Consider the following 8,394-nt stretch of genomic DNA (forward strand, 5'->3'; position numbering starts at 1 on the left):
GGTCGCCGGAAACCCGATCCGCCGGGCGGCTTTGCCGCGGTTTTGCCGCGGTTTTGCGGCCATTCCCTCACTATTGGTTGAAAATGAAGCCAGCGCGGCTACGATCAAGTCTGGGAGGAACCTAGATGGAACATGCACGCACGCCTGCTGTTCAGGATGCGGTTTCAGACATTCTGATTGTTGATGATCACCCTCTGTACAGCGATGCTCTGGAGTCGGCCCTGGAGATCGTCTTCGCCGCGCCGACCATTCGCAAGGCCCAGAACCTGACCGACGCGCTGACCGAGGCGAAGAACGGATTTGCACCGGACCTCGTCATGTTCGACCTCAAGCTGCCGGATGTGAGCGGGATCTCCGGGTTCGAGAGCCTGCGCGCGCACCTGCCCGACGCGAAGATCCTCGTGGTCTCGTCGCTGGCGTCGTTCGATCTGGTGCAGTCACTTCTGGAGCGCGGCGCCTGCGGCTTCCTGCCGAAGGACACCTCGGCCAGCGGGTTACGCACGGCCTTGGCCGATATCATGCAGGGGCGGACCTATGTGCCGAAGGACTACCAGACGCCGGACTATTGCGCCGGCTCGGGGGAGGTCTTCGACCATCCCAAGCTGGCCGAGCTCACGCCACAGCAGAAACGCATCATGCGGCTGATCTGCCGCGGCAAGCCGAACAAGCAGATTGCCTATGAGCTGTCGCTGGCCGAAGCGACCGTCAAGGCGCATATCACCGCGCTGCTGCGGCGGCTGGGAGTGCACAACCGGACCCAGGCGGTCGTGATGGTCGAAGGCGTCATCGCCTCGCAACGCGGCGACGAGCCGGAAGCACGCGCGTTTCTGATGCAGTAGCGGGCGGCTCCGATGCTTGATGCGCGCGCCCACCCGTCCTGCATTTCGGTCGCCGTCTCCCGGGCGGTGGGCGAAGCCTATGCCGCGCGCAATGCCGCGGCCCAGATCAACTGCAGCGAGACCTGTTTCGTGCTGGCCTTCGTGCCGGGCGATCTCGATGGCCGGCGGGTGGCGGCGGCGCTGGAGGAGGCGCTGGAAGGCGTGCCGGTGTTCGGCTGCTCTTCCGCCGGGCAGATCACGCCGCATGGCTATGAGACCGATGCGCTTTTGCTGCTGGCGTTCCCGAAGGCGCATTTCCGCTGCTCCTCGATCCTGTTCGAGCCCCTGAAGCCGCTCTCGACCACCGCGATCGCCACGGCCGCGCAGCGCCACGAGAAGACCTTCTCGCACACTGCGGGCTGGCACCGGCTGGGGCTGATCTTTGCGGATGGGCTGTCCAAACAGGAGGATGTGCTGATCTCGACGCTGGAGACGGTGCTGGACGATCTGCCGCTCTTCGGCGGCTCGGCCGGTGATGCGCTGCGCTTCGAGGACACCTATGTGCTGCATCAGGGCCGGTGCTATGGCAATGCGGCGACGCTGCTGCTGCTGGAGACCGATCTGCCGTTTCGCGGCTTCGGCTTCGATCACTTCCTGCCCGGCGGGACCCCGATCGTGATCACGGGCGCCGACCCGGACGAGCGCAAGGTTTTCGAGATCAACGGCGCGCCCGCCGCACAGGAGTATGCGCGTCTGGTGGGCTGTGCGGTCGCGGATCTCTCGCCGCAGATCTTCGCCGAGAACCCGCTGTTGATCGAGTACAAGGACCGGCACTATGTGCGCGCGATTTCGGACGCGGGCGAGGATGACGCGCTGTCGTTCCTGGCCGCGATCGATGACGGGCTGATCATGACGCTGGGGCAGGGGCAGGAGATCATCCGAACGCTGCAGAGCGGGCTCGACATCCACGACGAACAGGGCCGCCGCCCCGATTTCATCCTCGGGTTCGACTGCGTGCTGCGCAAGCTGGAGATCGAGCAGAAGCAGCTGGGCCGCGCGGTGTCGGAGGTGCTGTGTTCCGCGCATGTGGTGGGCTTCAACACCTACGGCGAACAGCATTGCGGCGTGCACATGAACCAGACGCTGGTGGGCGTCGCCTTCTTCGGACCGGACCAGAGGACCCTCTATTGAGCCTGATCGATCCAGATGACCCGCCGCTGGTGCAGGTGGAGAAGCAGGCCAAGATCATCGATGCGCTGATCCGCCGGGCGAGCCGGCAGAAGGACGTAGGCCCCTCGGCCTATCGCGCCTTCCAGTCGGCCATCGACCTTCAGCAGAAGGTCGCAGCACAGACCATCGAGCTGGAAAGCGCGCGCTCGGAACGCGAACGCACCCGCAAGACGCTGGCCGAGGCGTTGGCCTCGATGGAAGAGGGGCTGGCGCTCTTTTCCGACGGTGCCTTGAACATCTGCAACGATCTATTCATCGGCCTCTTGCCGGATGTTTCGGACCGGATCGTGCCGGGCCTGACGCTGGAGCAGTATTTCCAGCTGATGGCGGGCAGCAAATACCTGGTATCGACGGACCGCAAGCTCTCCAAGTTCAGCCGGGCATTGGAAAGCCGGCAGGCGGCGGGCGCGGTCGTGTCGGTGATCGTCGAGGTGCCGCGGGACCGCTGGTACCAGCTCAGCGCGCAGCGGACCTCGCATGAAAACACGGTGCTGCTGCTCACCGAAATCACCGCGCTGGTGCGGCACAACCGCCGCGAAAAGGAGCATTTGATCGACCGGCAGTCCGATTATCTGCAGGCGGTCTTTCAGAACATGACGGCCGGGGTCTGCACCTTCTCTGCCGCGGGCGAGGTGCGGATGCACAATGGCCGCTTCCGCGACATCCTGGGCGTGCCGCTGGCGATGGTGCAGCCCGGCACGCCGCTTCAGGACCTGCTGGATTTCATGCGCACCCGCGGGCTGATCGACGATGCGGCCCTCGCGCGGAAGGACGCCTGGCGGGCCGAGCTGGCGCGCAAGGGGGCGCTGACGGCCCGCGTCTCGCATGGGGTGGATCGGGTGCTCGACGTGCAGATCAACGCGCTGCCCGATGACGGGTTCATCGTGGAGTTGAAAGACGTCACACTCGAGACCCGCTCGACCGAGATCCTGGAAAACCGGGTGGCGGAGCGCACGGCGGAGCTGACCCGGGCCAACGCCAGCCTGACGAAGCAATACGAGGAAAAGGCGCGGGTTGAAGAGGAGTTGCGCGTGGCCAAGGAACGCGCCGAAGCGGCCGTCTCGTCCAAGACGCGCTTCTTGGCGGCGGCGAGCCATGATCTTCTGCAACCGATCAATGCGGCGAAGCTGCTGATCTCCTCCTTGCAGGAGACCACGCGCGAGACCCGCTTCCGGCCTTTGGTAGAGCGGTTGCAGGGGGCGTTTTCGTCGGCGGAGTATCTGCTGCATTCGCTGCTCGACATTTCGCGTCTTGAGAGCGCCGATCCCGACACCGTCACGGTCACCGATGTGAGCCTCGAAGGGCTGATGCGCGGCGTGCGCGCGGATCAGGCACTGGTTGCGGCCCAGAAGGACGTGCGGCTCGACGTGGTGCCCTGCAGCCTCGTGGTGCGGTCAGATCCGGTCTACCTGCTGCGCTCGATCCAGAACCTGGTGGTGAATGCCATTCAATACACCGATCCCGGCGGCCGGGTGCTTTTGGGGTGCAGGCGCCGCGGCGCGCGGGTGGCGCTCGAGGTCTGGGACACCGGCATCGGCATCTCCGCCAAGGACCAGCTGCGCATCTTCGACGAATTCACCCGCGCCGAGAATGTGCCCATCGGCTCGGGCGTCGGGCTCGGGCTGTCGGTGGTGGACCGGGCCTGCCGCCTGCTGGACCACGATCTAACAGTGCGGTCGAAGCCCGGAACCGGCTCGGTCTTCAGCATCGAGATGGATGTGGTGGACCGGACCCTGGCCAACCCCGTGCCCTTCGGACCGGTGGAGGACACCTTCGACGGGGCGCTGGATTGCATCGCGCTGGTGATCGAGAACGACGCCGATGTGCTCTATGGCGCGACGCAGTGGCTGGAGCTGCGCGGCGCCAGCGTGCTGCCAGCCCGCTCGACGGCGGAAGCGCTGACCCATGTGGCGGACCTCGGCATGCCGCCCGACATCATCCTTGCGGATTACCAGCTGGATGGCACCGACACCGGGGTGCAGGCGACGCAGGACATCCGCGCCGCCACCGAGAGCCATGTGCCCGCGATTCTGATCACGGCGGACCGCAGCGAGAGCGTGCGGCGGCGTGGCATGCTGAACGATATGTCGGTGCTGACCAAGCCTGCCGAGCTCTCGCGGCTGCTGCCCCTGATCGACTGGAAGCTGCGCAGCGCGAGATCGGATGCGGATACAGACAAAAGTCGGCGATGACACCGCCGGGCTGGTGCACGCAGACTGACAATCGGGAGGAGAGACAATGATCAGGTTGACGGCATTTGCACTTACAGCGGCGCTCTGTGCCAGCGCCCTTCCGGCCAGCCCGCTGGCAGGCGACAAGACCTATGACATGCTGTTCCGCACCGGCACGCTGGACCGGATCGACCGCGCGGCCGAGCTGGTCTATCGCCGCGAGGTGGCCAGCGCCCTGAAGCCCGAGGCGGAGGGGCGCGATACGGGCGATATCGCGCTGAGCTTCCGTGAAGGCGAGGCGCCGCTGGCGCTGCTGGAGTTTCGGCAAGACGGCAAGCACCGCGCCCTTGGCAGCTTTCCGGCCAGCGTCGGCAACCCGATGATCATGTATTTCTACGAGACCGTGGTGCGTGACATGGCCGAGGCCGCGGGCGGCAGCCCCTTCTACATCCGCAACCGCGTCAAGGATGCGCTGATCCAGACCTCGGACATTCAGCAGGGCGAGGCGGTTGTGGGCGGCAAGACGGTGCGGACCCAGACCATCCGGCTCTATCCCTTTGCCGACGATCCCAACCGGGACCGGATGCGCGGCTTCGGCGATCTGGAGTTGCGCGTGACCATGTCGGAGGAGGTGCCGGGCTGGTACATGAGCCTTGTGGCGGAAGCCTCCGGCGGGGATGTCTACAAGTCCGAGATCCTCTTCGACCGGGTGGATGGTCAGCCATGACGCGGGTGGCCCTCGCCCTTGCGTTCGCCGCGGGTTTGCCCGGGGCCGCGGTTGCGCAGTCCGTAGCGGAACAACTGAACGATTATCCCACTGCGGCGCGCGCGGATTACGTCTTTGCCTGCATGGTCACCAACGGGCAGACGCGCGAAATGCTCGACCGCTGCGCCTGTTCCATTGATGAGATCGCCTCGATCCTGCCTTACGAGAAGTACCTCGAAGCCGAGACCGTGCTGTCGATGCGCCGCGTGGGCGGCGAGCGGATGTCGTTCTTCCAAAGTGCTGCGATGGCAGAGAACATCGTGGCCGACCTGCGGCGCGCGCAGGCCGAGGCCGAGATCATCTGCTTTTGATCCAGGGGCAAAAGGGGCCCCCAGCGCGATGGCGGCGCCCTCCTCTTGTCCGGTGCGGTATTAGCCGCTGACGGACTTCGGCAGGCTGCGCTCGAAGCTGTTGCCATCCGTGTCCGTCGCCTTCACCGTCAGCGCCGTTGTGCCATTGTCGTTGTAGGCGAAGCGGAACACGGGGTTCTCCGAGATCGAGATCCCGCCATCCATGGTGAAGAGCAGCTCGTCGCCCTGCCACACTTCCAGATGGTCGATGAAATGCGCCGGGATGAAGAGCTGTGTGATCTGGTCGCGCTGCAGCCCCGAGTAGTTCGGGTGGCGGATCATGATCTGCGCTTCCCGGCGCGGCGTGGACATCTGCGCGCCCTCGTCGAAGCTGCGCAGCTTCATCTGGCCCATGCTGGCCAGCGCCACTTCGGGATCACGGGTGGCCGGCGCCGAGCAGCCGCCCGAGGCTTTCACGTAGCGGCCGGTCATGTGCAGCCCCTCCGGTGTCTCGGCGATGACCCGCACGTTCGAATACTGGTTCACCCGCACCCGCAGCTCGAAGTCCAGCGTGCCCATGGCCGGGGAAAAGCCGAAAACAGCCGCCACCGGGGCGGGGTTTTCATCGATCACGACCGTGGCCGCGGAGATTGTCACAGAGGGGTCGGTCTGCTTGAGGACAATCGGAACCGTGGCGGCATCATGCGCGCGATAGGGCGCGTCGATGCTGAGCAGGCCATCGGCGGAGGCGATGCTGGCATCGCCCACCACATCTTCGCGCAGGTCGTTCCATGTCTCGCTTTCGGTCAGCGGATTTTTCACGGCATCGGTCGCCCAGGCGGGGCCCGCCATCAGCGCGACGAGGGCCGCCGTGTGCAAAAGTTTGATCGCCATATCTGCCTCCTCCAGCACAGACGCGCTATCGTTATCGCATAAATGGGCGGCAAATGACACACATACCTATGGCTGATTGGGCGCGGCGGGATGCCGTGGGATGATCCGGCAGGGAGGAGCCGCCATGTTCGAAGCCGTGATTGCGCTCTGTGCGAGCCTGGCGGAGGGCCCGTGCCGCGACCATCTGCTGCCGGGGTACGAGGGTGATATCGCGGCCCTCTGCACAGCCGCATTGCAAGCGCGTCCGCCCGATCTGACGGTTTTCGCGCCGCTGGATGCGCAGGGTCCGCCGCGCTGCGCGCCGGTTGGCCCGGCGCTGGAGGTGACGGAGGTCGCACCCGGGGTTTTCGTGCACATGGGGGCGATTGCCGAACCCGATCCGGCGAACCGCGGTGACGTCGGCAATCTGGGCTTCGTGATCGGTGAGAGCAGTGTGGCGGTGATCGATACCGGTACCGCGCGTTGGATGGGTGAGGCGCTCTGGCGCGCGATCCGGGCGGAGACCGACAAACCGGTGAGCCACACGCTGATCACCCATATGCACCCCGATCACGCCCTCGGCGCGAGCCCCTTCGCGGAAGCGGGTGCGCAGATCGTGGGCCATGCCAATCTTTCCCGCGCGGTGTCGGACCGGCAGGCCAACTATCTGGAGAGCCTGAGCCTGATCGTAGGACCCGAGGCGATGCTGGGCACCCGCGCCGTGGCGGTCGACTGGCCCGTTGAAATGACAGCTGAAATCGACCTCGGTGGCCGGGTGCTGCAGCTGCGCGCCTGGCCGATGGCGCATACGGGGACAGACCTCACCGTGCTCGACGTAACCACCGGCACCTTCTTTGCGGGCGATCTGATCTTCGATCTGCACACCCCGGCCCTCGATGGCCGGTTGCGCGGCTGGCGCGCGGTTCTGGCGGAGTTGGGCACGCAAGCATTTCAGCAGGTCGTGCCCGGCCATGGCGGCCCGGTGGTGGCCTGGCCCGGCGGCCTCGAGCCGATGCAGCGCTATCTGAGCGTGCTCGAGGCCGACACCCGCGCCGCGATCGACGCCGGCCAGCGGTTGGGCGAGGCGGTGGAGGAGATCGCAGCCGAAGAGGCCGCACACTGGCAGCTTTTCGAGGCTTACAATCCGCGCAATGCCACCGTGGCCTTCACCGAGTTGGAGTGGGACTAGGGCGTTTCGCCTTTCACCAAAGACAAAGACAGCGTGTATCACCTATTGCGTTGATTTCATGGAAATCAGGCAGCAATAGGGGATGCTTGTTCAAGGCGAATTGCTTTAGCCCGGGTTCCGGACGGATTGGTTCAGCATCTGCGCGATGCTGAACAGACGCCGTTCGAGCAACGTTGGGGTTTCACACAGATAGGCGATGTTGCGCTGCCGGTCGGTGTAGATCACCTGGTCCCAGTCGAGCCGTTCCTCGAGCGCGTCGACCTTGTCGAAATCCGGCTCGGCCTTGGCGAGGATGGCATTCATCTCGGCGCGCACCGTGTCGATCTTGTCGGCGAGCGCGATCTGGCTGAGCGAGAAATCCTCGATGCCCTTGATGATTCGTCCCCGGCGTTTGGAGAGCGTGTCGAACACCTCGGCAAAGACCATCCCGAGTGCGGCCGGGTCGCCCTGGTAGGTCTCGGCAAAAGCCTCGATCCGGGGCGCGAGGCTGTCCAGATCGACGCGGCGCAGCGACAGGTACCCGGCCAGTTCGTCGATATCGGCCTGCATCTCCTCGCTGGCGGGGGCCGCCTCGGGGTCGACCGGATGCGGCCACATCAGCCCCAGCGACAGCGTCTCGACCTTGCGCTGGACGCAGGGCCAGGTGGGATCGGAATAGTCGGCGGCCCCGACCGGGACGGCGAGGGCGGTGACCGCGATGACCACGGCGGAAGACAGGCGCTTTGACATCCGAAGGCTCCAATCTGTGGGGTGGCTTCGACTATGGGCCAAGCCCCTGCGGCCTGTCCACAGTGGGGAATACCCACCATTGTCTTAATTGTTCGCGCGCCGATGCGGGGCGCATACTTCTGGTAGAAAGCGCACGATTTTCAAGGTTGTGCCGCGAGGGAGGACACTGACGAATGAAGACTCGCGCTGCTGTTGCGGTTGAGGCGGGTAAGCCGCTTGAGGTGATGGATGTGAACCTCGAGGGGCCGCGTGCGGGCGAGGTTCTGGTGGAGATCAAGGCCACCGGGCTCTGTCATACGGATGAGTTCACGCGCTCGGGCGACGACCC

At 65.4% G+C, this 8,394-nt stretch carries 8 protein-coding genes and 1 pseudogene; 7 read left to right on the forward strand and 2 right to left on the reverse strand.

Annotated features, from left to right (window positions below; translation table 11 throughout):
• The first annotated feature begins 125 nt into the window (after window positions 1-125).
• From MUB52_RS21780 to MUB52_RS21800, 5 genes are read left to right on the forward strand one after another with little or no spacing between them, the layout of a single operon-like run.
• Window positions 126-839: a LuxR C-terminal-related transcriptional regulator gene (locus MUB52_RS21780; RefSeq protein ID WP_263846263.1), complete on the forward strand. Its 714-nt coding sequence runs from the start codon at window positions 126-128 to the stop codon at window positions 837-839.
• A gap of 12 nt (window positions 840-851) precedes the next feature.
• Window positions 852-2,009: an FIST N-terminal domain-containing protein gene (locus MUB52_RS21785; protein ID WP_263846264.1), complete on the forward strand. Its 1,158-nt coding sequence runs from the start codon at window positions 852-854 to the stop codon at window positions 2,007-2,009.
• On the forward strand, window positions 2,006-4,240 hold the full coding sequence (locus MUB52_RS21790) for an ATP-binding response regulator (protein WP_318527456.1): 2,235 nt from the start codon (window positions 2,006-2,008) through the stop codon (window positions 4,238-4,240). The genes MUB52_RS21785 and MUB52_RS21790 overlap by 4 nt, the downstream gene beginning before the upstream one ends.
• A gap of 46 nt (window positions 4,241-4,286) precedes the next feature.
• A complete protein-coding gene (locus MUB52_RS21795) occupies window positions 4,287-4,946 on the forward strand; it encodes a hypothetical protein (protein WP_263846265.1) in 660 nt (219 codons plus the stop codon).
• A complete protein-coding gene (locus MUB52_RS21800) occupies window positions 4,943-5,296 on the forward strand; it encodes a hypothetical protein (RefSeq protein ID WP_263846266.1) in 354 nt (117 codons plus the stop codon). Before MUB52_RS21795 ends, MUB52_RS21800 begins: the two co-directional genes overlap by 4 nt.
• A 60-nt stretch (window positions 5,297-5,356) precedes the next feature.
• Here the strand turns inward: MUB52_RS21800 and MUB52_RS21805 are convergent, their stop codons facing one another.
• A complete protein-coding gene (locus MUB52_RS21805; RefSeq protein ID WP_263846267.1) occupies window positions 5,357-6,169 on the reverse strand; it encodes a quinoprotein dehydrogenase-associated SoxYZ-like carrier in 813 nt (270 codons plus the stop codon).
• Between the two features lie 124 nt (window positions 6,170-6,293).
• Here MUB52_RS21805 and MUB52_RS21810 point away from each other — a divergent pair, with 124 nt between their 5' ends.
• Entirely contained in the window at window positions 6,294-7,337 is a 1,044-nt protein-coding gene (locus MUB52_RS21810; RefSeq protein ID WP_263846268.1) for a quinoprotein relay system zinc metallohydrolase 2, read from the forward strand.
• A gap of 105 nt (window positions 7,338-7,442) precedes the next feature.
• Here MUB52_RS21810 and MUB52_RS21815 read toward each other — a convergent pair whose 3' ends face one another.
• The gene (locus MUB52_RS21815) at window positions 7,443-8,066 is read right to left on the reverse strand and encodes a hypothetical protein (protein WP_263846269.1); all 624 of its coding nucleotides are present in this window, start codon (window positions 8,064-8,066) and stop codon (window positions 7,443-7,445) included.
• A gap of 173 nt (window positions 8,067-8,239) precedes the next feature.
• Here MUB52_RS21815 and MUB52_RS21820 point away from each other — a divergent pair.
• A pseudogene (locus MUB52_RS21820) lies at window positions 8,240-8,394 on the forward strand (S-(hydroxymethyl)glutathione dehydrogenase); the annotation flags it as partial.

This window comes from Roseobacter sinensis (assembly GCF_025755255.1).
GTDB lineage: Bacteria > Pseudomonadota > Alphaproteobacteria > Rhodobacterales > Rhodobacteraceae > Roseobacter > Roseobacter sinensis.

What these genes read in the sequence shown, in the direction of transcription:
- MUB52_RS21800 (WP_263846266.1), top strand. Translation starts at nt 4,943, where the DNA reads ATGACGCGGGTGGCCCTCGCCCTTGCGTTCGCCGCGGGTTTGCCCGGG.
- MUB52_RS21810 (WP_263846268.1), top strand. Translation starts at nt 6,294, where the DNA reads ATGTTCGAAGCCGTGATTGCGCTCTGTGCGAGCCTGGCGGAGGGCCCG.
- MUB52_RS21780 (WP_263846263.1), top strand. Translation starts at nt 126, where the DNA reads ATGGAACATGCACGCACGCCTGCTGTTCAGGATGCGGTTTCAGACATT.
- MUB52_RS21805 (WP_263846267.1), bottom strand. Translation starts at nt 6,169, where the DNA reads ATGGCGATCAAACTTTTGCACACGGCGGCCCTCGTCGCGCTGATGGCG.
- MUB52_RS21795 (WP_263846265.1), top strand. Translation starts at nt 4,287, where the DNA reads ATGATCAGGTTGACGGCATTTGCACTTACAGCGGCGCTCTGTGCCAGC.
- MUB52_RS21815 (WP_263846269.1), bottom strand. Translation starts at nt 8,066, where the DNA reads ATGTCAAAGCGCCTGTCTTCCGCCGTGGTCATCGCGGTCACCGCCCTC.
- MUB52_RS21785 (WP_263846264.1), top strand. Translation starts at nt 852, where the DNA reads ATGCTTGATGCGCGCGCCCACCCGTCCTGCATTTCGGTCGCCGTCTCC.